22 protein-coding genes and 1 tRNA gene are annotated in these 21,418 nt (G+C 69.4%); 5 read left to right on the forward strand and 18 right to left on the reverse strand.

The features are described from left to right. Positions 1 to 42: 42 nt before the first annotated feature. From rho to thrC, 3 genes are all read right to left on the reverse strand, one after another. The gene (gene rho / locus QWU11_RS04200) at positions 43 to 2,079 is read right to left on the reverse strand and encodes a transcription termination factor Rho (RefSeq protein ID WP_290103652.1); all 2,037 of its coding nucleotides are present in this window, start codon (positions 2,077 to 2,079) and stop codon (positions 43 to 45) included. A gap of 363 nt (positions 2,080 to 2,442) precedes the next feature. Beyond that, a complete protein-coding gene (thrB, locus tag QWU11_RS04205; protein WP_290103653.1) occupies positions 2,443 to 3,342 on the reverse strand; it encodes a homoserine kinase in 900 nt (299 codons plus the stop codon). Positions 3,343 to 3,367: 25 nt separating this feature from the next. Beyond that, the gene (thrC, locus tag QWU11_RS04210) at positions 3,368 to 4,408 is read right to left on the reverse strand and encodes a threonine synthase (RefSeq protein WP_290103654.1); all 1,041 of its coding nucleotides are present in this window, start codon (positions 4,406 to 4,408) and stop codon (positions 3,368 to 3,370) included. 121 nt (positions 4,409 to 4,529) lie between these two features. On the opposite strand from thrC, the gene QWU11_RS04215 reads away from it, so the two are divergent. The 3 genes from QWU11_RS04215 to QWU11_RS04225 are packed head-to-tail and all read left to right on the forward strand — an operon-like array spanning position 4,530 to position 6,321. Then, positions 4,530 to 5,177, forward strand: a complete 648-nt coding sequence (locus QWU11_RS04215; RefSeq protein ID WP_290103655.1) for a hypothetical protein — start codon at positions 4,530 to 4,532, stop codon at positions 5,175 to 5,177. After that, positions 5,174 to 5,812 (forward strand): hypothetical protein, encoded by a 639-nt coding sequence (locus QWU11_RS04220; protein ID WP_290103656.1) that lies wholly within the window; start codon positions 5,174 to 5,176, stop codon positions 5,810 to 5,812. Before QWU11_RS04215 ends, QWU11_RS04220 begins: the two co-directional genes overlap by 4 nt. Then, positions 5,809 to 6,321 (forward strand): hypothetical protein, encoded by a 513-nt coding sequence (locus tag QWU11_RS04225; RefSeq protein ID WP_290103657.1) that lies wholly within the window; start codon positions 5,809 to 5,811, stop codon positions 6,319 to 6,321. The genes QWU11_RS04220 and QWU11_RS04225 overlap by 4 nt, the downstream gene beginning before the upstream one ends. Here the strand turns inward: QWU11_RS04225 and QWU11_RS04230 are convergent. Further along, complete coding sequence (locus tag QWU11_RS04230; protein WP_290103658.1) at positions 6,209 to 7,444, reverse strand: hypothetical protein; 1,236 nt, start codon at positions 7,442 to 7,444, stop codon at positions 6,209 to 6,211. The two genes, QWU11_RS04225 and QWU11_RS04230, sit on opposite strands and share 113 nt — an antisense overlap. Positions 7,445 to 7,507: 63 nt before the next feature. Between QWU11_RS04230 and QWU11_RS04235 the strand changes: the two genes are divergently transcribed. After that, complete coding sequence (locus QWU11_RS04235; protein ID WP_290103659.1) at positions 7,508 to 8,047, forward strand: hypothetical protein; 540 nt, start codon at positions 7,508 to 7,510, stop codon at positions 8,045 to 8,047. On the opposite strand, the gene QWU11_RS04240 is transcribed toward QWU11_RS04235, so the two are convergent. Genes QWU11_RS04240 through QWU11_RS04255 form a run of 4 tightly spaced genes read right to left on the reverse strand, consistent with a single transcriptional unit; the run spans position 8,048 to position 11,925 of the window. After that, entirely contained in the window at positions 8,048 to 9,334 is a 1,287-nt protein-coding gene (locus tag QWU11_RS04240; RefSeq protein WP_290103822.1) for a homoserine dehydrogenase, read from the reverse strand. It lies immediately after the preceding gene. A 23-nt stretch (positions 9,335 to 9,357) separates the two neighbouring features. Continuing rightward, entirely contained in the window at positions 9,358 to 10,737 is a 1,380-nt protein-coding gene (gene lysA, locus QWU11_RS04245) for a diaminopimelate decarboxylase (protein WP_290103660.1), read from the reverse strand. Positions 10,738 to 10,753: 16 nt separating this feature from the next. Next, positions 10,754 to 11,521 (reverse strand): DALR anticodon-binding domain-containing protein, encoded by a 768-nt coding sequence (locus QWU11_RS04250; protein ID WP_290103661.1) that lies wholly within the window; start codon positions 11,519 to 11,521, stop codon positions 10,754 to 10,756. A 35-nt stretch (positions 11,522 to 11,556) separates the two neighbouring features. Further along, entirely contained in the window at positions 11,557 to 11,925 is a 369-nt protein-coding gene (locus QWU11_RS04255; protein WP_290103823.1) for a response regulator, read from the reverse strand. 166 nt (positions 11,926 to 12,091) lie between these two features. Here QWU11_RS04255 and QWU11_RS04260 point away from each other — a divergent pair. After that, positions 12,092 to 12,163: transfer RNA gene (locus QWU11_RS04260), tRNA-Arg, on the forward strand. A gap of 195 nt (positions 12,164 to 12,358) precedes the next feature. On the opposite strand, the gene QWU11_RS04265 is transcribed toward QWU11_RS04260, so the two are convergent. The 10 genes from QWU11_RS04265 to QWU11_RS04315 all read right to left on the reverse strand — a co-directional run bounded on the left by QWU11_RS04265 (position 12,359) and on the right by QWU11_RS04315 (position 20,648). Beyond that, complete coding sequence (locus QWU11_RS04265; protein WP_290103662.1) at positions 12,359 to 13,741, reverse strand: site-specific integrase; 1,383 nt, start codon at positions 13,739 to 13,741, stop codon at positions 12,359 to 12,361. A gap of 111 nt (positions 13,742 to 13,852) precedes the next feature. Continuing rightward, positions 13,853 to 14,044, reverse strand: coding sequence for a helix-turn-helix domain-containing protein (locus QWU11_RS04270; protein ID WP_290103824.1), 192 nt, complete (start codon positions 14,042 to 14,044; stop codon positions 13,853 to 13,855). A gap of 5 nt (positions 14,045 to 14,049) precedes the next feature. Continuing rightward, entirely contained in the window at positions 14,050 to 15,672 is a 1,623-nt protein-coding gene (locus tag QWU11_RS04275) for a replication initiator (protein WP_354670798.1), read from the reverse strand. Positions 15,673 to 15,742: 70 nt separating this feature from the next. After that, positions 15,743 to 17,227 carry an FtsK/SpoIIIE domain-containing protein gene (locus QWU11_RS04280; protein ID WP_290103663.1) on the reverse strand — a complete coding sequence of 495 codons (1,485 nt, stop codon included), beginning with the start codon at positions 17,225 to 17,227 and terminating at the stop codon, positions 15,743 to 15,745. 245 nt (positions 17,228 to 17,472) lie between these two features. Then, positions 17,473 to 17,781, reverse strand: coding sequence for a hypothetical protein (locus QWU11_RS04285; RefSeq protein WP_290103664.1), 309 nt, complete (start codon positions 17,779 to 17,781; stop codon positions 17,473 to 17,475). Further along, entirely contained in the window at positions 17,778 to 18,017 is a 240-nt protein-coding gene (locus tag QWU11_RS04290; protein ID WP_290103665.1) for a hypothetical protein, read from the reverse strand. Before QWU11_RS04290 ends, QWU11_RS04285 begins: the two co-directional genes overlap by 4 nt. A gap of 11 nt (positions 18,018 to 18,028) precedes the next feature. Then, positions 18,029 to 18,451: a plasmid replication, integration and excision activator gene (locus QWU11_RS04295; RefSeq protein ID WP_290103666.1), complete on the reverse strand. Its 423-nt coding sequence runs from the start codon at positions 18,449 to 18,451 to the stop codon at positions 18,029 to 18,031. A gap of 125 nt (positions 18,452 to 18,576) precedes the next feature. Then, positions 18,577 to 19,308 carry a GntR family transcriptional regulator gene (locus tag QWU11_RS04300; RefSeq protein WP_290103667.1) on the reverse strand — a complete coding sequence of 244 codons (732 nt, stop codon included), beginning with the start codon at positions 19,306 to 19,308 and terminating at the stop codon, positions 18,577 to 18,579. Between the two features lie 57 nt (positions 19,309 to 19,365). After that, positions 19,366 to 19,755 carry a helix-turn-helix domain-containing protein gene (locus tag QWU11_RS47195; RefSeq protein ID WP_354670807.1) on the reverse strand — a complete coding sequence of 130 codons (390 nt, stop codon included), beginning with the start codon at positions 19,753 to 19,755 and terminating at the stop codon, positions 19,366 to 19,368. A 71-nt stretch (positions 19,756 to 19,826) separates the two neighbouring features. Continuing rightward, entirely contained in the window at positions 19,827 to 20,648 is an 822-nt protein-coding gene (locus QWU11_RS04315; RefSeq protein ID WP_290103668.1) for an SAM-dependent methyltransferase, read from the reverse strand. Positions 20,649 to 21,418: the final 770 nt, after the last annotated feature.

Here is a 21,418-nt window from a genome sequence, read left to right on the forward strand (position 1 = left end):
ACGCCCCGGGCGAAGCCGCGGGGCGTCCGTCGATCACGCGTGTCAGTCGTTCAGCGTCGTCTTCTGCACCTGGAGCAGGAACTCCGCGTTGGACTTGGTCTCCTTCATCTTCTCGATGAGGAGCTCCAGGGCCTGCTGGGCCTCGAGCGCGTGCAGCACCCGGCGCAGCTGCCAGACGACCCGCAGCTCCTCCGGAGCCATCAGGATCTCTTCCTTACGGGTGCTGGAGGCGTCGACGTCGATCGCCGGGAAGACCCGCTTGTCGGCGAGCTCACGGCGGAGCCGCAGCTCCATGTTGCCCGTGCCCTTGAACTCCTCGAAGATGACCTCGTCCATCCGGGAGCCCGTCTCGATCAGGGCGGTGGCCAGGATCGTCAGCGAGCCGCCGTTCTCGATGTTGCGGGCGGCACCGAAGAACCGCTTCGGCGGGTAGAGCGCGGTGGAGTCGACACCACCGGACAGGATGCGCCCGCTGGCCGGGGCCGCCAGGTTGTAGGCCCGGCCGAGACGGGTGATCGAGTCGAGCAGCACGACGACGTCGTGGCCGAGCTCGACGAGACGCTTGGCGCGCTCGATGGCGAGCTCCGCGACCATGGTGTGGTCGTCGGCCGGCCGGTCGAAGGTCGAGTGGATGACCTCGCCCTTGACCGTGCGCTGCATGTCGGTGACCTCTTCAGGGCGTTCGTCGACCAGAACGACCATCAGGTGGCACTCGGGGTTGTTCTTGGTGATCGCGTTGGCGATCGCCTGCAGGACCATCGTCTTACCGGCCTTCGGCGGCGAGACGATCAGACCGCGCTGGCCCTTGCCGATCGGGGCGACGAAGTCGATGATCCGCGTGGTGAGCTGCGTCGGGTCGGACTCCAGGCGCAGCCGCTCCTGCGGGTAGAGCGGGGTCAGCTTGGAGAAGTCGACGCGGCCCTTGGCCTGCTCCGGCTCCATGCCGTTGACCGTGTCGAGGCGGACCAGCGCGTTGAACTTCTCGCGCCGCTCGCCCTCGCGCGGCTGCCGCACGGCGCCGGTGATGACGTCACCCTTGCGCAGGCCGTACTTGCGGACCTGGGCGAGCGAGACGTAGACGTCCTGCGGGCCCGGCAGGTAGCCGGTCGTACGGACGAACGCGTAGTTGTCGCGAATGTCGAGGATGCCGGAGACCGGGATCAGGACGTCGTCCTCGTTGATCACCGGCTCGGCCTCGCCGTAGCGCTCACGGCTGCCCCCACGTCCGCGGTTGCGCTCGCGGAACCGGCCGCGCCGCCGCCTGCCGCCGGCCTCGTCATCGTCGTCGTTGTTCTGCTGCCGGTCGTTCTGCCGCTGGCCCTGGCCGCCGCGCTGGCCCTGGCCACCGCCGCGGTTGTCGTCGCGCTGACCACGGTTGTCCTCGCGAGGCCCCCGGTTGTCCTCGCGCTGCCCGCGGTTGTCCTCGCGCTGCCCGCGGTTGTCATCACGCTGGCCACGGTTGTCGTCGCGTTGCTCGCGCTGTCCGCGGTTGTCGTCGCGCTGGCCGCGGTTGTCATCACGCTGCCCGTCGCGGTTGCGGTTGCTCCGCTGGCGCTGACGCTGACCGCCGTCACGGCCGCCGCCCTCGCGGTTGTTGTCGCGGTTGTTCTCGCGACCACCGCCCTCGGCCTCGCCGGAGTCGGTCTTGATCTCCTGCTGCTGGCCCTGCTGGGCCGTGGCCTCTTCGCGCCGCGGCGCGCGCTCGCGCCGGGGCTGCTGGGCGGCCTCGTTGTCGTCCTGGACGCGGGGCGCGTGCTCCGCGTCCACCGCCGTCTCGGCGACCGTCGGCGCGGTCGCGATGTCGTTCTTCACGTCGTTCTTAGGCGCTGTCGCCTGGTCACCGCTGCCGGCGTTCGCCGCCTGCTTCTCCTGGATGGCAGCGATGAGCTGGCTCTTGCGCATGCCGCCCGTCCCGCTGATGCCGAGACTGGAGGCAAGGGCCTTCAGCTCGGGGAGCACCATCGCCGACAGGCCGGTGCCGCTGCGGCGGCGCCGCGGAGCGGGAGCCGCCTCTTCGGCAGGGGCGACGTCAGGCGCTGGTGTGGCTGCGTCCGTGAGGAGTTCGGTGGATTCGCTCACTAAGGGTCCTTCCCAGGGAGCGGGTGTGGCCGCCGTCGGCCAGGCAACCCGGTAGTGCGAGCCGGCGGGGGCGCCGGATCAGTCGAGCTCTGCTGATCTGGTGTTGATCGGCGAAGAGTTCTGGCCACAGCCAGATGATGGAGGCAGGTCGCCGGATCTGATCCCCGATCCCGTTACGTCCGAAGTTTTGCCGGAACAATGAACAACGAGCGGATTCGGTGCCGGGGAACCACATCCGCGTCACGCGGCCGGCAAAAGCCGGAGTGGCCGACGAGCCCACGCCCCCGAGCGGGGCATCTGGTGCGGCACCTAGCCTAACATCACCTGGGCACACTGCTATTCCCCAGAGGTCGATGTCGCGTGTCACTGATCGATCGGCGAGGTGCTTGCGCCATAGGGGGCCACTTCCAGCACCCGTATGTGCCACGAAGTACCCACTTCCGCGCCTATTGAATCAACTTCCCCCTCGCGGAAGGTGAGTGCCAGAACTGTCGGACCTGCCCCAGATACGACCGCCGCGATGCCCTTCATCCGCAATCGTGCGACCAGGGCGATGGAGTCCGGCATCGCGGGCTCGCGGTAGGACTGGTGCAGCCGGTCCTCGGTCGCCTCCAGAAGAAGGTCCGGCGCGCCGGCCAGCGCGGCGACGAGCAACGCCGCACGTCCGGAGTTGGCGGCCGCGTCGGCGTGCGGCACCGTCGCGGGCAGCAGCCCGCGGGCACGCTCGGTGGCCAGCCGCGAGGCGGGCACCAGCGCCACGGGACGTACGCACGGGGCGACCTCGAGCCGGGTCGACCGCGCTCCGGACGGGGTCTGCCAGGCGATCGTGAGACCGCCGGCGAGGCAGGGGGCGACATTGTCGGGGTGGCCCTCGACACGAGTGGCGAGCGCGAGGACGTCGTCGTCGGTGAGCTTTTCGCCGTCCGGGTGCAGCGCGCGGGCGGCGAGGATGCCGGCGACCGTGGCGGCCGAGGAGGACCCGAGCCCCCGCGCGTGCGGAATGCGGTTGACGCAGCGGATGCGCAGCCCGCCCGCCGTACCTCCGATGAGGCCGTACGCCGTGCGGAAGGTCTGGGCGATCAGGTGCTCCTCGCCGCGGTCCGCGGTCTCCTCGCCCTCGCCGCTGACCTCGATCGACAGGCCGGATCCGGCCATTTCGACCTCGACCTCGTCATAGAGGGTCAGGGCCAGCCCGAGCGCGTCGAAGCCGGGGCCGAGGTTCGCGCTGGTGGCCGGAGCCCGGACCCGTACGGCACGGGTCAAGGAAGCTCCCTCGCCGCTCGCTCCCTCACGTGAGCTCCAGCGCGGAGGCCGCCGCGTGCGCGTCGACGGGGACCGTGAGCGGCGCCGGCGCGCCAGAGATGGCCCAGTCCGGGTCCTTCAGGCCGTTGCCGGTCACCGTGCAGACGACGAGCTGCCCGGGGCGTACGAGGTCTTCGTCGCGGGCCTGCAGCAGGCCGGCGACGCTCGCCGCCGACGCGGGCTCGACGAAGACGCCCTCCTCGCGGGCGAGGAGGCGGTAGGACGCGAGGATCTGCCGGTCGGTCACGGCCTCGATCGCGCCGCCGGACTCGTCGCGGGCACGGATCGCCAGGTCCCAGGAGGCCGGGTGCCCGATGCGGATCGCGGTGGCGATGGTCTGGGGCTTCAGGACCGGCTCGCCGCGCACGATCGGCGCGGCGCCGGATGCCTGGAAACCCAGCATCCGGGGGCGCTTGTCGTACTCCTTGTAGCCCATCCAGTACGCCGAGATGTTGCCGGCGTTGCCGACCGGCAGGCAGTGGACGTCGGGCGCGACACCGAGCGTGTCGACGATCTCGAACGCCGCGGTCTTCTGCCCTTCGAGCCGGTAGCGGTTCACCGAGTTGACCAGCGAGACCGGATAGTCGGCGGCGAGCTTGCGGGCGAGTTCGAGGCAGTCGTCGAAGTTGCCGTCGATCTGCAGCAGCCGCGCGCCGTGCACGAGCGCCTGGGCCAGCTTGCCCATCGCGATCTTGCCCGACGGCACGAGGACCGCGCACACCATGCCGGCCCGTACGGCATAGGCCGCGGCCGAGGCGGAGGTGTTGCCGGTCGAGGCGCAGATGATCGCCTTGGCCCCGTCCTGGGCCGCCTTGCTGATCGCGACGGTCATGCCGCGGTCCTTGAAGGAACCGGTCGGGTTGAGCCCCTCGACCTTGAGGTAGACGTCGCAGCCGGTGAGCTGGGACAACCGTGGGGCCGGGAGGAGCGGCGTGCCGCCCTCCAGCAGGGTGACGACCGGCGTGTCGGCCGTCACCGGGAGCCGATCACGGTACTCCTCGATGACCCCCCGCCATGCCTTGGTCACGGTGCTCCTCCTGACCTGCGATGACTGTGCGCCGAGTCTACGGGCAGCGGGCCTCGTGTCTCATGTCGTTCCACATGCTGGACCCCCCGCTGCATGAGGTGCGCACTTATCATTGTGCCCCGTGCGCCCCCGAGCACGAATCGCAGCCTCCACCGCGCTGGTCCTCCTCGTCGGTGCGGGCGCCCTGTGGCTGTCCGGCGGCCTGCGCGCGGCCGACACGCCCCGGTCCGTACGGCCCGGGCGCGAGGTCGACCAGCACCTGTTCCGCACCAGACTGGTCGGCGCCCACGTGGCCGTCCTCGCGAAGACGAAGTTCACCGCGGGCCGCCGCCTGCTGGTGGTCAACGCCTGGGTGGTGAACCCGACACGCGAGACGATCGCCACGCATCGCGGCGACGACCACGACGCCTTCTCCCAGGGCATGTTCCTGCGCTGGCAGGCGCGGAACGGCCCGGCCCCGCGCCTCGTGGACGCCCAGGGCATCGCCGGGAACACCCTCTTCCACTCTCTCCAGCCGCGACTGCCCACCTACGTCGCCGTGCAGTACGAACTCGCCGCGAACACCGTCGTACCGGACCACGTGACGGTCGCACTGGCGCGTTACGAGCACGCCGGCGCGGGTGTGCTCGACCCGCGCGGCTACTGGGAGTGGGAGGCCCGCCGGTACGAGAAGAAGAACGAGACCGATCCACTCACCCACAAGTCGGGGCGGGTCACGCGGATCATCCCGGTGCTGGCCGCCGACGTGACCCTGCCGGTGCGGCGATGAGGCGGGCGCCGTCGATCCTGGTCGCCGTCGGCCTGGCGTGGGCGGCGGTGGCGCTGCAGGGCGCGCACTGGAGCTACGACCGGGCGTACGGCCCGATCCCGGTCAACGGGCACATCGGCCGTACGGTCGCCGAGCCGCACTTCACGATCCGCGTCGAGCAGGTCCAGACGGCACGGACGATCCGGATACCGGAGGGCGAGTACGGCGCGAAGCCGCAGATCATCCCCGCGACCGGTGTGTTCGTCGTGGTCATCGCCACCGTGGCGGCGCGGCGTTCGCCCGTGTACGTCGCCTCGGCCCGGCTGCACACGAGGTTCGGCGACTACTACCCCACCGACAAGCTCGGCGGCGGGCTCCTGTCCGGGCCGCCGGTCACGCCGCTGAGCTACGTGCGGTTCCAGCCCGGTATGCCGCGGCGGGGCGCGTACCTGTTCGACGTGCCGGCGCGGGCGCTGGCGGGCGCGTGGCTGTACGCCTCCGACCGCGACATCGAGGACGCGCAGTTCGGCTTCTACCGGAACGACCCGGTGCGGTTCAGCGCCGAGGCCCACGTCGACCTCGGCATCTCCCCCGCCGACGCCGCACTTCTGAACCGCACGGCGGCCACCGGCTACGGCCTCCCGGAGCCGTCATGAGACACGCGATCCGGATCGTGGCCCTGGTGGCGCTGGCGGGCGTGGCGGTCTACCTGCCGTTCCGGCCGGAGTGGAAGTACTACCGCCAGGACGTGCCCGGGAGCCACACCCGTACGGTCGCGCCCGGACGTCCGGCGGACTTCCAGCAGATCCGCTGGACGCTGGTCGGCTACGGCCCGGCCGTGCTGAAACCCGGCGACCTGCCCGCGCAGGGCATCGGCTCCCCGGCCCGGCCGGGCGAGACCCTCGTCCTCGCCACGCTGCGGGCCGAGCCGCTCACCGAGAAACCGCGCGACTTCGAGATCGACTACTCCCTGCGCGACCGCGCCGGGCACAGCTGGAGCGCGTTCCCCTGGCACACGACGATCTACTACGGCGGTCACGACCCGGCGTACGTCATGGGCCTGGTGCCGAGCCGGGCGGTGGGCTCGTTCGAGCTGGTGATGCGGCATCAGCATCGGGATCTGTCGCCGGCTCTGGGCGGTCCGGAGCTGGTGTTCCGGCGCTGACCTTGCGCATCACGAGGTCGAACATCGCGGCCAGCAGCGCGAGCCGCAGGATCTCCTGCAGCAGATGGCGGCCGAATTCCACCGGCGTCAGCGCGAGGTTCCAGAAACGTACGGTGTGGTCGGTGCCGATGAGGACGACGACACCGCGCTGGAGACGGTCCATCAGCGCGCCGATCGCGACGTAGCAGAGGCAGAACCACGCGAACGCCGGCGCGCCCGCGCGCAGGACCAGCCGTACGGCGTGCACCACCGGCACGTACTTCTCTCTCAGGCTGCGGCTGGCCACCTCGGCGAGGCGGCGCGGGTGCCCGGCGAGACGGTCGGGGATCTTCTCCAGCGGAGTGCCCTGGACGGCCTCGCGGTCGCGCATCTCCAGGCCGTACACGATGGCCGCGATGGCGAGCCACACGAGTGGCAGGATGAGGGCGTCCTCGACCGGCCCGGGTCCCGGCAGGCTCACCACCCCGGTGATCGCGTGCCAGAACTCCCGGTCGGCGATCCAGCGCTGCGCTCCCCTGACGAACCGCACGACGGAGTACAGCGCGTACAGCGTGAAGTCGACCTCCAGGAAGGCGATGAGCACCTCGAGCGTCCGTGACGGCCGGGATTCATACCTTCGCTCGCAGAGGAACCGCAGCAGCCAGGCGACCGCGGCCACCACGAGGCACACGACGATCGACAGGTCCAGGAGGTTGCCGGCGTTCATCGCGTCGCCGGCGTCGGCCAGCCGCTGCGCGTCGGCCCGCAGCACCGCGCGCAGGTCGTCGGTGTAGAGGTTCCAGCCGAGGTAGATCAGGACGAAGGGGAACAGCGTGCGGCTGATCGCGGTGACGTACGGCTCGGCGGGATCGTGGATCACCTTCAGGCCACGGCCGAGCGTGAACATCATGCCGATCGTGACGGCCAGCGAGGCCAGCACGGTGACGCTCAGCGGCAGCAGGACGAGCGCGCGGCGGACCTCGGAGTGACCGCCGTGCCCGAGCCGGGAGATCTCCTGGATCAGCAGGTAGCGCACGATCGCCCCGGCGCTGAACCACAGCGCCAGCGGGACGAAGTAACGGCCGGCGAGGCGTACCGCGGCGACCGGCAGCAGCACCACGGGCACGGTCGCGTCGTCGTCCATCGCCCGGAATGCTAATCAGGTTTCTCTGTGTGCGGGCGGTACGCCGGAGGTTAGAGTCCGGGCATGACCGCTGCCGACGATCTTCTTCGCCGCATCGAGACCGAGCCTCGGCTGGCCGGCCTGCTCGTGTGGCCGGGCGACTTCGACATCGCCCGCCGCGACCCGGTGGAGGAGCTGCGGGTCCCGTGCGGATGGCCGCTGACGCCGGTCGCGGGCGACGGCAGCGGCGGTAGCTACTTCCTGTGCGGCGACCCGGGCGGACCGCGCCCGGTCCTGTACGCCGACTCCGAGGGCGGGGCCACCCTGGTCGCCGCCGACCTCGTCGAGGCCGTCACCCTGATCGCCGCGTACCCGTACTGGCAGGACCTCGGCCGCGGCCACTCCGCCGAGGAACTGGCCGCGGAGATCGTCGACGACGACCCCGACTTTCCTCAGGCGCGCGGCGAGCTCCTCGCCCTGCTCGGCGTGGAGCCGCCGGCCCCCGAAGAGGCCCTCGCGCTCCTGCGCGCCAGCGCGGCGCGTACCGTTCCGGACTTCCTGCCCATCGCCCGCCACGAAGAGGGCGATTCGTTCTACGAGGCGACGTACGAGCCTCTTTTCTGACTATTCGTCGCCTTCGACGCGCATGACGCTGGCCACCTCGCGGACGATCTCCAGGTCGCGCAGGCCCTCGATGGTGGCCGACAGCGCGCCGTCGGGGGCCCGGTGGGTGACGATGACGAGCTGCGCCTCCCGGCCGTGCCCCTCCTGGCGTACGGCCTGGATCGACACGTCGTTCTCGGCGAACGCGTCGGCGACCCGCGCGAGCACGCCGGAGCGGTCGGCCACGTCGAGCGCCACGTGGTAGCGCGTGATCGTGTCGGCCATCGGGAGTACGGGCAGGTCGGCGTAGGTCGACTCGGCCGGTCCGCGGGTACCCTGCACGCGGTTGCGGGCCACGGCAACCAGGTCGCCGAGCACCGCGCTCGCGGTCGGCGCGCCGCCCGCGCCCGCGCCGTAGAACATCAGCGACCCGGCCGACTCCGCCTCGACGAAGACGGCGTTGTAGGCCTCGCGGACGCTCGCCAGCGGGTGTGAGCGGGGGATCATGACCGGGTGGACGCGGACCGCGACGCCCCGGCCGGCCCGGCTCTCGCTCGACGGCACCCGCTCGCAGATCGCCAGGAGCTTGACCACGCAGCCCATCGCCTTTGCGCTGTCGATGTCGCCCGAGGTCACGTCGGCGATGCCCTCACGGTGCACACCGGCCGCGGTGACGCGGGTGTGGAAGGCGAGCTGGGCCAGGATCGCGGCCTTGGCCGCCGCGTCGAAGCCCTCGACGTCGGCGGTCGGGTCCGCCTCGGCGTACCCGAGGGCCTGCGCCTCGCCCAGCGCCTCGGCGAACCCGGCGCCGGAGGTGTCCATCTGGTCGAGGATGTAGTTGGTCGTGCCGTTGACGATGCCCATGACCCGGTGGACGTGGTCGCCGACGAGCGACTCGCGCAGCGGGCGCAGCAGCGGGATCGCACCCGCCACGGACGCCTCGTAGTAGATGTCGGTGCCGTACTCCCGCGCCGCCCCGAACAGCGTCGCGCCGTCCTCGGCGAGCAGCGCCTTGTTCGCGGAGACGACGGACTTGCCCGACTTCATCGCGGCGAGCAGGAGGCCGCGGGCGGGTTCGAGCCCGCCGATGACCTCCACCACGATGTCCACGTCGTCCCGCGTGACCAGGCTCATCGCGTCGGTCGTCAGCAGCTCCGCGGGCACGCCGTCACGCCGCTTGTCCAGGCGGCGTACGGCGATGCCGGCCAGCTCCAGCGGCACGCCGACCCGCGCGGCGAGGTCCGTGGCCTGCTCCCGCAGGAGGCGTACGACCTCGGTGCCGACGACGCCGCAGCCGAGCAGCGCGATCTTGATCGGTGTCGTGGCCCGGCTCACGGCGCGACCTCCAGACGCAGCAGATCTTCCTCCGTCTCCCTGCGGAGGATGAGCTTCGCGTGCCCGCCGCGTACGGCCACGACCGCCGGCCGGGGCACGTGGTTGTAGTTGTTGGCGAGCGAGCGGCAGTAGGCGCCCGTGGCCGCCACGGCGACGAGGTCGCCGGCGGCGAGGTCCTCGGGCAGCCACAGGTCACGGACGACCATGTCGCCGCTCTCGCAGTGCTTGCCGACGAGGCGGCTGAGCATCGGGGCGGCGTCCGAGCGCCGTGAGGCGAGCACGCTCGTGTAGTCCGCGCCGTACAGGGCGGTCCGGATGTTGTCGCTCATGCCGCCGTCGACCGAGACGTACGTGCGGAGACCGTCGAGCGGCTTGATCGTGCCCACCTCGTACACCGTGATCCCGCCGGGCCCGGCGATCGTGCGCCCGGGCTCCACGGTCAGCCGCGGAACCGCGAGGTCACGCGCCTGGCAGGCCCGCGTGATGATCGAGCGCAGGTTGTCGGCGATGTGCTTGGGGTCGAGCGGGTCGTCGGTGTCGAGGTAGGCGATGCCGTACCCGCCGCCGAGGTCCAGCTCGGGCAGCTCGATGCCGTGCTCGTCGTGGACGGCCACCAGGAGGTCCATGACGCGGCGGGCGGCCAGCTCGAAGCCGTCGGTGTCGAAGATCTGCGACCCGATGTGGGAGTGGAGGCCGACGAGCTCCAGCTCGTCGAGGTCGTGCACGCGGCGTACGGCCTCCAGAGCGGTCTCGCGGGAGAACCCGAACTTCTGGTCGTCGTGCGCGGTGGCGATGAACTCGTGGGTGTGCGCCTCGACGCCCGTCGTGATGCGGATCATCACCTTGGGCCGCTGCCCGGCCTCTTTCGCGAGGTAGCCGAGGCGCGCGATCTCCTCGAAGGAGTCGAGCACGATGCGCCCGACGCCGACGTCCAGGGCCTTCCTCAGCTCCGCGGTGGACTTGTTGTTGCCGTGGAAGGTGACGCGCTCGGGCGGGAAGCCCGCGTGCACCGCCACGGCGAGCTCGCCGCCGCTGCACACGTCGAGGCCCAGCCCCTCCTCGGCCACCCACCGCGCGATCTCCGTGCACAGGAAGGCCTTGCCGGCGTAGTAGACGTCGCCGTCGCTGAAGGCGCCGACGAACTCGCGGCAGCGGGAGCGGAAGTCGTCCTCGTCGTAGACGTACAGCGGCGTGCCGTACTCCTGCGCGAGGTCGCGTACGTCGACACCGCCGATCATCAACGCCTGGTCGTCCCGGCGCGCGCTGCGCGGCCAGACCCCCGCCGCGATCGCGTTGAGGTCGCTGGCCGGCGGCAGCGGGTGGTCCTCGGGCAGCACGTCGGCGTGCCGGGACCCGGCCGGATGGACTCGACTCATGCTTTCTCCGTTGCGCTCACAGGCGGTCGTCCGGCGTTTCCCCGAGCATCCGCAGTCCGTTTCCCAAGACGATGCGCACGGCCCTGGCCAGGCCGAGCCGCGCGATGTGCCGGTCGCCGGCGGGCTCATCGCCCTTCGGCAGAGCCGGACACTGTTCGTGGACGTCGTGGTAGGCGTCCGCGATCAACTCGAGGTGCCGGGCGAGGGGGCGCGGGTCGTCCTGCCGCGCCGCCTGCTCCGCCCGGCCGGGAAAGTCCGCGAGCAGGCCCGTCAGGCGGTGCTCGCGTGGGTCTGTTGTCGCCACTGTCGTCGCCGGGCCTTCGGGGATGCCGAGGTCGGCGGCGTGCCGCTGGACACCGCTGGCCCGCGCGTACGCGAACCGTACGCGGAAGCCCGTGTTCTCAAAGGTCATCGGCCGTACGGGCCAGGTCGGGCCCATGGGTACTTCGGCCAGGCCGTAGTTCTCGTCGATCCGTTTCAGCAGCGGTGTGCCCAGCGTGATCGTGAGGAACCCGGGTCCGGTCGCCCGCGCCTCGCCGATCTCGGGCCTTTTCGCCAGCCTTTGCGCCAAGAGCGCCGCGACCTCGGGCGCCGGTCGCCCGGCGGCCTCGGCGAGCCGCAGCGGGAGCGGCGTGGCGTAGTCCCCGGTGGCGGTCGCCTGTATGTGCACCGTGTCGGGAACGGACACAGTGATGTCGCCATCGGCGACCGCGTCACGCACGGCGCCGATGACCGCACTGCTCAGGTCACCCGGGCTCACGTGCGCGAGGCTACCCGGGGTCACGGGTACGAGACTATCTGACCAGCATGTGGACAGCGTCACTCGTCGTCGCCGGCCCCCGCCAGCCGCCGTACGGTCCGGATGAGCTCGGAGGGGTCGAACGGCTTGGTGACGTAGGCGTCCACCCCGATCTCATGCCCCCGCCTGATGTCGTGCTCCTGCGCCCGCGCGGTGATCATCACGACCTTGATGGCCTGCGTACCGGGGTCCTCACGGAGCTTCACCGCCGTGACCCACCCGTCGAGCCGGGGCATCATTATGTCGAGCGTGATCACATCGGGATCGACGTCGCGCACCTTCTCCAGACAGTCCTGCCCGTCCACAGCCGTCGCCACCTCGAACCCCTCCAGTTGGAGGTTGACGGCGATGAGTTGCCGGATCACCTCGTCGTCATCGACGACCAGCACGCGTCCAAGGGTCACGGCGGCCAAGCTAGCGGGTCTCACGGTGCTGACACGCGGATAACCCGCAAGGTGCAGCATCATCGTTATCCGGGAGGGGCCGTTGATCGCGCGCGGGTGCTGGGACTGGAGCGACGGGGTGGCGGATGCTGGTAGCCTCTATCCGTCTTGAGCCCCCTTAGCTCAGGGGATAGAGCACCGGCCTCCGGAGCCGGGTGCGCTGGTTCGAATCCAGCAGGGGGCGCCCGAGATGATCAGCGAAACCCCGGTTGAACAGCCTTGATGCTGTCCGCCGGGGTTTCGTGCGTATGCAGCCATGTGCCACCGGATGCCGCTGGTTGTCGCTGTTCGCGGAATATACGCGGAATGGGTTCCGCGCCGTCTTCCCAGGTCGAGCTGGGAAAACGAGAGCCCCGGCGGAATCACCGGGGCTCTCAGGCTAGCCGACTAGCGCGGCGTCGATTCGGTCGAACCATCGTTCATCGTGACCGTCGAGACAGTGGGCGTAGACCCGCTGGAGGATCTCCACTGAGTGCCCGGCCCACTCCGCGACGTTGGTGGGTGGAGTGCCGGCGTTGAGCCGCAGGGAGACACCCGCGTGACGGAAGTCGTACGGCTTACGCGCCAGCAGCGACTTGATCTGAGCCGGTGTGAACGCCTTGCTCCGAGCCTTGTCCAGCACTTGCCACAAGGTGGAGCGCTGGTAGACGCCGCCTCGGACGGTTCGGAAGAGTCGCCCGTGCTCGTCGGTTCCGAACTCCGCGAGGTGCTCCCGCAGCAGCTTTACCAGGGCAGGCGGAATCGGGATCCGGCGAACCGTCTTGCGCGGTCGCCCCTTGAGACCCCGTTTCTCATGAACCTCCCCGTCATCGGTCCACTCACGGCCGCCATCGGACATCGCCTCGTCGATCTCCAGGTACCCCCAGCCTTCGTTAGGCAGGTGGCAGGCGTCCTTGGTCAGCGCCATGGCTTCAGAGGGCCGGAGCATCGCGTAGTACATACACGCGAACAGCGCGACCAAGCGCGGTCCCTGCGTCTCGCCTACGCCTTTGATCGCGTCGAGAAGCGCCCGCACCTGGACGGGGTTGGGCACGCGACGACGGTTCAACTCCACTACGACCTCCGGCGGCCTCCAGTCGAGTTGAGTCTTGTCATCCAGCAGGTTCACCGACAGCCGCTTCTCACGGACCGCCCACTTCAGCGCCCCGTAGAGAGCGCGCCGACGTCGCCGGTAGTACTCAGCAGCGGCCGGCTTCCCATCGAGCTTGTGAGCGCACGCGCTGAGTGCCTTAGTGATGGTGCGTTCTTCATCCAGTGCGGTCAGCGCGACCGATGCCTTGGCGATCCATCGCAGTGCCGCCGCCTCCGCTTCGGGAATCGGGTCGTCACGGTGTGCCGTGTTGAACGCCCACTTGCGCAGCGCCCGGCGAAGTACTGCCGCATCGGGAGCCTCCTTCCCCGGCTTCACCAGAGCCACGGTCACCGCCACCAGGCCCTCAACCACCGACAGCCGACCTTTTGCCGAAAGATCCGGCCAGCGGTGATCGATGTACTCACAGGCATGCGTGTACCGGGTCCGTTCGGAACGTTCCCGCGCCATGGAGTCCGGCAGCCCGGTGTCAACGTCGAAGGCTTCCCCGTTGTCCGCCGCCTGATTGAGCCTGCCGAGGTGCCGGGTCGCGAGCGCTTTCTTCGTGAAGGTCTTGGACTTCTCGCGCCCGGCGACGGTCCACCGCACCGTGTGAGAACGGACGACGGTCTTGCCATCCCGCGTGACCTTGTTCGGCTTGATCCCCCAGAAGCGCACGTCATGTGACCTCATGAATGAGCCCCTTCGATGGTCGCGGCTGGTGCGGGTAGCGCCGCCGGTTGATTCACTCCGTTCACCCTTCGGGCCGCCTCTGGTGATCGGCGCGCCTTACGTCCGTGCATCTCAGGCCGCCTCTTCGCTGTGGTCGTCCAACCAGGCCCGCAGATCAGCACGACGGACACGAAGACTCCCGTTCGGGAGTCGGATGCAGGCCGGGACGATGCCCAGCTCCCGCCAGCGGTAGAAGGTCCGACGCGAGACGTCGCGCAGCTCTGCGAGGACTTCCGAGACGGTCAACAGGTCCTCACTGTCCATGCCGTTCACGCCGCCTCCGGAGTTGCCGAAAGATCGGCCGCCGCGTTGGCCTGGTCGAGCTGGCGGCGCATCTCCAGCCGTTCGGCGATGGCTGCCATGAGGCGTTGTTCGACGGGTCCGACGTCGGGGTGGTCAGGTGGTGCGAGTTCCCAGGCGTAGCGGCCCGGTTCGGTCGGATGACCGGTTGCCGAAACACCGGCCTCGGCAAGGCGGGCGAGGACCCAGTTCTTGCGGTCGGCCTTGTGATCGGCCATGGTCTTGCCCGACCACTTGCGGGAGACCAGGACGCGGCGTCCGGCGTAGCCGAGGTATTCGCGGCGGTGTGCCTTGCTCTTGCAGTAGCCCGGCGTCATTCCCGGCTTGGCCCCCTTGGGTTGGACGCCGTACCGCAGCCAGTTCGCGCACGCCGGTGAGCACGGCTCGTGCCGGAGCGCGTCGAGGAGCCGGTCCGCGTGATCGGCCTCCGCTGAGGTCTTAGCCTCGTGACATTCGGCGATGTCCTTCACCAGGTACTTGGTGATGTAGCCGATGCACCGGTCCGAGTCCGGAGAGCCCGCCATGACGCCCTTAGCGTCGACCTGACGGCCGAACCGGCCCACGTGCAGGGGTTCGGCCCCGTCGTCGTCCAGAGCCCGTACGGCGTCGCCCCAAGACGTGAGGGGCGTGTTGGTGTCCGGGTCGAGGTAGGCCCGTTGCCGCGGGTCCCAGTAGGGCACGTGGGCACCGGCGTAGAGGACGGTGTCGGTCGGTGGCCACCACACCTGTGTGTAGGTCGCCGCCGCCACCTGACGCAGTTCAGCGCGGGAGATGGTTCCGCGGATGGCCATGTGCAGGTGTGGGGCGAGTCGGCGTTGTGGTTCGACGGCGGCGAAGTACTGCACCTCATAGCCGACCAGGCGGCGCAGGTTCTGCACGAACCGATCGACCAGCTTGGAGAAGTGCAACGCGTCCCGAGCCGCCCGCCGGTAGTCATACGTGCTCGGGTCGACCGGTGTCCCGTCCGCCTTCACGCGGCCGTAGGAGTCCAGGGTGAGGGTGACGAACAGGGACGGACGGAAGGTCTTGCCGTCCGGGGCGGTGTAGACCTTGCCGACCGTCCGGGACGAGACAGGACGGCGAGGAAGATCCGGGACGTCCTGGCGACGTCTTGTGGACCTCTTAGGACGGTCCGGGACGTCCGTAGGGATCCGGCCGACGACGCCGGTCCGCGTGAGTTCGCTGTTAATCTCCCCAAGCAACTCGCGCAGCTCCGAAGCATCTTGACCTGCTGCTTCGGATTTCTCCGCTTGGGCCTGGACCTCGGCGCGCTTCTCCATCCAGAACCGTTGTTCCTCGTCCGGGTCCGCGCGGACGATGACCGGTTCGTCCTCCAGATGCCAACCCTCCCGGCACTGCGTCGCCCGGATCTTGCGCTTCCTCTCCGCGCACGGCGGGCACACCGACGCCAGGGTGTGCCCGCACGGCAGGTTCACGATCTGGCTCTCACCCGTGGCCAGATCGGTCCGGCGCATCGCCACGGGACGGATGCACACCCCGTGCTCGACCGCGACGGCCTTCACCAGGTCCCGCGCCAGGGGCGGACGAACCTTGCCCAAAGTGGACGGGGCGTCGTTGATCTGGTCTGTCACGCGTCCTCCGTTCCGTCGTCCAACAGGACAGGTAGCGCCGCCGGCCCTTCATTCGCGGTGAGGCGGAGCATCAAGCGGCCTCCGCCGTGAGGTAGTCGGCCATCTGCGCGATCTCGGCATCAGAGACCCACTCAGCGCGAACCCGCACCGGATCCGGTGAGTCCTCCAGCCGGACGTAGCCCACGCCCGCGCCGATCTCTGGCAGCGGTGAGATCTGGTCGGCCAGCGCACCCCGCTCGTACGCGCCGTCGCCGAGGACCATGTCGACCTGTTCGGCCTCATCCAGCCGCAGCGCGATCCGGGTGGGGAACAAATTGCGGATGTTGATGACGTCCTTGCGCGGGTCCTGGAGCGCCCCGACGACGCACAGACCGACCGATCGGCCCTGACTGGTCAGCGTCGACAACGCGGCCAAGGCCCGCCGGCGCAGATCCCGGTCCGGGCAGTACGCGGTGAGGAAGGCGAGTTCATCGACCATGACGACGATGAACGGGTCGGCCACGGTGGGGATGAACGTACGGGTGACGCCTCCGAAGCGTGCGGCCCGTTTGGACATCTCGGCTACCGCGGCCTCCAGCAACTCGACCATGCCGCCGCCGGTGTCATCGCTGTAGCGGTTGAAGATGCCCCGCCCGAACGCGAGTTCCATCCGTTTGGGGTCGATGCCCCAGACCTGGACCAGGCCCGCGCGCATCGCCGGGACCATCGCCCGGACCAGTGACCACAGCACCGAGCCTTTGCCCGAGCCGGTCGCGCCAGCGACGAGGAGATGGGTTCCGAGCAGGCACACCCGCCACGGGAGGGAGTCCTCACGCATGCCCACGTGTAGGGCGGTCAGGTTGACCGGGTGCCCGGCGTCGAGCAGACCCGCCAGCGGCCGGCGCAGAGCGTCTTGGCGGACGAACTCCAGCCACAGGTGTCCCGGCCAGTCCTGCCCCGACAGCCCCCGACGCCAGACACGACGGCGGGGACGCTTGGCCGTACGGACCCGGCATGTGGTGGACCCGAAGCCGTGCGCGAGGTTTTCGACGTGGTCCTGCCAGATCGAGGGGGCGTGACCGGACAGCATCTTGACCAGGACACGGTCCGTGGTCTTGGTGACCTCCACCCGCAGGATCGTGGGCAGGTACTCGCGGGCATTGCGGTAGAACGCCAGGCCGGACATCACCATCACCGGCCGCCAGTTCCGCCGATACACCGCCAGGTACCGCCAGCGGGCACGGACGGGCCGGGCCACCAGACGCACGAACGAGGGCCAGAAGCACCACGCCCAGCCACACAGCACGAAGGCGAGCAGACCGGCCAGCCACACCAGCAGCCGCCAACCCGCCAGATAGGTCAGCGAGCCCAGGACGCCGGCCACGCCCACCGCGACCGGATGACGGGCGCAGAAGGCAGCCAGGCCGACGAGCCCGCGCACCAGGTTGACGATGAGCACCAAGGCCGGGGGCATGTGCCAGACCGGAGGCGCCCACTTCGGGGACTCGAACGGGTCGGAGGTGGCGGGCACCATGACGTTGTCGGAGGGGGCCGATCGGCGGAACTCCCAACCCATCACCGACCACCCCCGACCTTGCGGGCGAGCCGGAGCGCGACCCTCTTGGGGAACAAGACGGTCTGGTGCTGGCAAGTGCCCGCGCACTTGTCGCGGGAGGCATCAGGGAGGACGTTGCGGCAAACGACGCAGCGCGGCCGTTTGGTTCGGGTAGACATGCGAGGGGTCTCCTCAGGTAGAAGCCATGCAGGGGCAGACCAAGGGGCGGCCGGGAAGGTGAGAGCTTCCGGCCGCCCCGCTCCGATTTACGCCGCCGTCTCGGCCCGATCGGCCTGTTGCTCGGCGTGGATGCGTTCGACCTCGGCCAGCAGCGCCGCGGACTGGTCGGCGAGCTGGCGGATCAGCGTGATGTCGGTGTCGGTGAGCCGCACGTCCATCCGAAGACCGATGGTGACGCTGACCTCACCGTGGTCGATCGCGAGAAACACCTGGTCCTTGCCCGCACCGCACAGCCGGATCCAGGCCGTCTCGTCCAGGTAGAACGAGGTCCGGACGTTCATCTCCTCGCCTGTCTGGCCGGTGATCACGGTGTAGCTGTAGCCGCCACCCATCACGCCGCCCTCCCCGCGCTGTACCCGTGGCGGTAGAGGCGCTCGACCTCGGCCGCGTACGCCGCCGCCTGCTCGGCCAGAGACCGGGCGAACTCGACGTGTTCGGGCCGCAGCCGCTCCGGCAGGGTCAGCGAGACCAGCACCTTGCCCGCGTTGAGGGTGAACACCGGCGTACGGCGGGCGTAGGAACGGAACTCCGCGCCCGAGCGGGACTCGACCGGCAGCGACAGTGCCGACATCCGGCCCGGCATCACGCAGCCGCCTTACCGGCCGAACCCGCGCCCGGAGCCTGAGCCTTGCCGCCCTTGGGCGCGAGGATCGCCGTCGCGCGGAAGGAGAACGCCATCCGGCCCTTGTCGTTCGCGTACGGGGTCACCATCAACCCCTCGAACTCCACCGGCTCGAACAGCCCCCCGGTCGGCGGAACCGGCTGCACGTCGGCGAGGATCTTCACCGCGACCTCACGCGAACGCCCCTCCAGCTCCGGGTCCATGTCCATCACCCGGCACGACCAGACCCGCTGACCGGTGACCTTGTCCTTCGCCGGAGAACGCCGCCCCGTCCGCTCGTCGTAATCCTGCGCCTCAGCGATCGAACCCGGCACCAGCGCACAGCCGGCCGGGAACACCTCACCCATCGAAACCTTGAACCGCGTCCCACCAGAAAGCGCCATCGGACACCACCTCCGCATTTAGTTGCCTGCTCAACAACTTGACTTGTCGAGCTATATCGAAGGTATGCCGGAGATGTGCACTTGACAAGTCGAGTTTTGGAGGCGCTTATGTGACCTAAGCCACGTCACAGGGCGTAGTTGTCCGTCAGCTCGTGCAGGTCCCCGGGAAGCACCAGCTCAGCGACCAGGACCGCGCGGCCGGCCGTGTCGAACACCGTCGAGATCACTCCGAGGACCGGCGCGTTCTCACCGATCGCGAGCTGACTGACCTCATCTGAGGTGGGGCGCCGGGCGGTGAGACGTTCGGCGACGTGGCCGAACCGGCGACCGGTCGCGGACTGCACGAGCTGTCGCACACTCGCGGTCAGGGGAGCGTCCTGGTCCAGCCCGGCGGCCTCGGCGAGCTCGACCGGCAGCCATAGCGACACCAGCTCATACGGTGCATCATCAGCGACCGTCAGCCGCCGCCGCAGCACCAACGGCACGGCCTCAGCCAGGCCCAGCAGACCAGCGATCGCCGCGGGAGCCTGGCAACGCTCCACGGTCGTGGTCCACCCGGCTTCCTCGGCCTCGGCCCGGTCCAGCACCGAACGAACCGGACGGGGAGCGTCATCACCGGGGAGGGGCGTGGCCTTGACGAAGGAGCCCCGGCCGTGTTCACGGTCGATCTCCCCGCGCAGCTTCAGCGCCTCCAGTGCCCGCACCACCGTGGGCCGGGACACCCCGAACTCCTTGACCAGCTTCGACTCCGAAGGCAGCAGCGAGCCGGGCGGGTAGGTGCCATCGGCGATACGCCGGCGGATGGCCGCCACGATCTGGGCGTACTTGGGGGGCTCGAACCCCGCATCATCGACCATGACGACCACCCAACAACTCGACAGGTCAACCAGCGTCGCACGAACGCCATCGATCTGTCACGAGAACCACCCCGCGTCACCTGCGGCTCCCTCGCGGGGCCTCCCGCCGCGGTCCCTCAACACCGTGTTCTCACTGAGAATCCGACGCATCTTGCTGTAACCCACACCGAACTCATCCGCGACCCGGCGTATCGTCCACCCCTGCTCGTAAAGCCGTACCGCGTCCTGCTCCATCCTGCGCAGCTCCGGATCCGCCCCCGCCGCATCGCCGGCGTTGCGGGCCACGAGGACGTCCGCGCGACGGTAGCGACGATGACCACCCGGCGTCAGCATCACGGCCTTGAGGAGCCCATCACGCGCCCACCGGGCGACGGTCGTGGGCCTCACACCTAACAGCGCCGCAACTTCACGGGGTCGAAGCAGATCATCGTCATGTCCAGAACTCATGAGCAGCACGCGAGCAGGCCAATCTAGTGCGAGGGGTACGGGGAGAAGTCCTAGAGGAAGAGCCAGAGCTGTTACGAGCCACCGCTATCAGGGCCGCCCGGCTTCCGGGCCAGACCGCCGAGGATGCGCACGCGGGTAGGGACACCGATGCACGTCGGCCAGTGCGTCACATCCACCACTCCGGGATAAACCAGATCCAGCCCCTCGAACCACGAGCAGATCTGATCAGCGGGCCGGAAGATCACCGGCGTCGAGGCACTCCGGTAAGCGTCTTCGATCGGAGCGATGACGGCCAGGTCGGTGTTGGTGGAGGTGGCCGCCGACACGGCGAGGAAGCTCCCCGCCGCCATGGCGTCGGTGAACGCGGACAGGATTCCAGCCGGATCCTCTTCATCGGAGATGAAGTGCAGGACCGCCACGCACAGCACCGCGACCGGCCGAGACAGATCGATCACCTCGGACAGGCACGGGTCGGCCAGGATCGCCCATGGCCGACGGATGTCACCCTCGATGACGGTGTAGCGGCCCCGTTTCGCGGAGACTTCGAGGCGTTGGTGGCTCAGCACCACCGGATCGTTGTCGACCCCGACCACCCGCGCATCCTGGTTGAACTTACAAGCGATCTCGGTGACGTTAAGAGACGCCGGGATGCCGGTACCCAGGTCGATGAACTGGTCGATGCCCGCCTCGGCGCAGTACCGCACGGCTTGTAGCAGGAAGCCCCGGTTTCGTTGCGCCAGCGTGGACGCCTGCGGGAAAACCTCCAGAACCTTCTTCCCCGCCTCCCGATCGACCTGGAAGTTGTCCTTGCCTCCCAGGTAGTAGTCATAGACGCGCGCTGGAGTCGGCGTGTTCGAGTCGAACGCCGGCGGTGTGGTCGCGTTGTCATTCATGAACGGAACTGCCCTTTCCACGTAGGGACGGCACGACCAGAAGGCGTGGGCGAAGCCGCCGGAACTTGAGGGACAGGGACGGAGACGCCGCCGAAGACATCCACGCGCGTAGGGCAGTGGTGCCCCTCGATGCGACGCATCTGGTCGACCAGACGATCGACGGTCGGCTCATCCACCACCAGCCCGGCGTCAGAGAAACAACCGAACGCCGTGTACGTCCAATGCCAGGCCGACCACATCACCACCCACCCGCGGTGACTCTGCTGAAGCTGCTGAGCCCGCCGCACACACTCAGCGTCAAGCACTCCCGGGACAACTCGGCGAGACCGCCGACGCGGAGCCGGACCGCCGGCCGCAACCCAACCCGTCAGTCCCTCGGCCGGGATCACGACCCATCACCCGAACCAGACCGAGCGCTGACGGCACGGGAGATCAGCGCCGCCGCACCCGCCGGATCCTCGACCGGATGGCGACCCGCCTGGTCCCACTCGAAGAACTCACCCGAGTCATCCACCGTGATCCACAGCAACACCCCAGGCCCGGCGGTAACGCGCAACGCCGGCCGCGCATCACTCAACCCCACGTTCAACCCGAGCCCCGCCAGCTCCCGACACAACCGCGTCAAGGAACCAAGCCCCCTATCGTGGCCAGCCACGACACACCCACTCCTCCCGAATGGAAGCGGGACCGGCAACAGCTTCAGCCGAGAACACTCGTGGTGCGCTCCGTACCGCGACATAGGAACGAAGACCACAAAGCCTCAGCGAGCG

The sequence above is a fragment of the Actinomadura sp. DC4 genome, assembly GCF_030406325.1.
GTDB lineage: Bacteria > Actinomycetota > Actinomycetes > Streptosporangiales > Streptosporangiaceae > Actinoallomurus.

Coding starts and splice junctions, on each gene's coding strand:
- QWU11_RS04220 (WP_290103656.1), top strand. CDS start 5,174: ATGAGGCGGGCGCCGTCGATCCTGGTCGCCGTCGGCCTGGCGTGGGCG.
- QWU11_RS04225 (WP_290103657.1), top strand. CDS start 5,809: ATGAGACACGCGATCCGGATCGTGGCCCTGGTGGCGCTGGCGGGCGTG.
- QWU11_RS04230 (WP_290103658.1), bottom strand. CDS start 7,444: ATGGACGACGACGCGACCGTGCCCGTGGTGCTGCTGCCGGTCGCCGCG.
- QWU11_RS04235 (WP_290103659.1), top strand. CDS start 7,508: ATGACCGCTGCCGACGATCTTCTTCGCCGCATCGAGACCGAGCCTCGG.
- lysA (WP_290103660.1), bottom strand. CDS start 10,737: ATGAGTCGAGTCCATCCGGCCGGGTCCCGGCACGCCGACGTGCTGCCC.
- QWU11_RS04265 (WP_290103662.1), bottom strand. CDS start 13,741: ATGAGGTCACATGACGTGCGCTTCTGGGGGATCAAGCCGAACAAGGTC.
- QWU11_RS04270 (WP_290103824.1), bottom strand. CDS start 14,044: ATGGACAGTGAGGACCTGTTGACCGTCTCGGAAGTCCTCGCAGAGCTG.
- QWU11_RS04280 (WP_290103663.1), bottom strand. CDS start 17,227: ATGGGTTGGGAGTTCCGCCGATCGGCCCCCTCCGACAACGTCATGGTG.
- QWU11_RS04290 (WP_290103665.1), bottom strand. CDS start 18,017: ATGTCGGCACTGTCGCTGCCGGTCGAGTCCCGCTCGGGCGCGGAGTTC.
- QWU11_RS04295 (WP_290103666.1), bottom strand. CDS start 18,451: ATGGCGCTTTCTGGTGGGACGCGGTTCAAGGTTTCGATGGGTGAGGTG.
- QWU11_RS04300 (WP_290103667.1), bottom strand. CDS start 19,308: ATGGTCGATGATGCGGGGTTCGAGCCCCCCAAGTACGCCCAGATCGTG.
- QWU11_RS47195 (WP_354670807.1), bottom strand. CDS start 19,755: ATGAGTTCTGGACATGACGATGATCTGCTTCGACCCCGTGAAGTTGCG.
- QWU11_RS04315 (WP_290103668.1), bottom strand. CDS start 20,648: ATGAATGACAACGCGACCACACCGCCGGCGTTCGACTCGAACACGCCG.